The following is a 517-nucleotide window of genomic DNA, read 5'->3' as shown; positions in this document are numbered from 1 at the left end:
AGTTGGGCGGCCGCGTCGGCTCCCAGGGCGCGCTGGTGTGCCGCGCCGCCCTCGTCCGTACGGCACAGGGCCAGCAGCACCCTGCCCAGCCACAGGCGCCGTTCGGCCTCGACGCGCTTGCGCAGGGTGCCGTCCGCGCGGCGCGTGCCGCGGGTCGCCCGGAGCAGTTCGGCGGCGGCGCGCAGTTGTGCGGTGTCGCCCTCGGTACGCCACAACTCGTAGCGCACGGCGGCGAGTTCGAGCCTGGTGTCGATGCCGTCCGCGGTCAGCAGGTCCGCCGCCTCGTGCAGCAGTTCCCGTACGCGGCCCGGGCGGCGGCGTGCGTCGGCCGTACGGGTCTGGGCGTGCAGCACCTGTCCGAGGGCGAGCCGGGCGCGTTCGGTCTCCGCGGAGGGGCGTCCGGACGCGGCGGCGCCTCCGGCGTCCCCGGTTGTGGTGTCCGCGGTGCCTGTGGCGTCGCCGGTCTCTCCCGACGCGCGCCCGGCGCCCGCCCGTTCCGCCTCGCGTACGGCCGCCG

At 77.8% G+C, this 517-nt stretch carries 1 pseudogene; it reads right to left on the bottom strand.

The window, feature by feature from the left end:
- Positions 1 to 517 (bottom strand): annotated as a pseudogene (locus tag AN218_RS37155) (hypothetical protein); the annotation flags it as partial.

This window comes from Streptomyces nanshensis, assembly GCF_001751255.1.
GTDB classification, from domain to species: Bacteria; Actinomycetota; Actinomycetes; order Streptomycetales; family Streptomycetaceae; genus Streptomyces; species Streptomyces nanshensis_A.
Note: the sequence above shows the minus strand (reverse complement) of the source record. Positions and strands in the feature narration are given on the sequence as shown.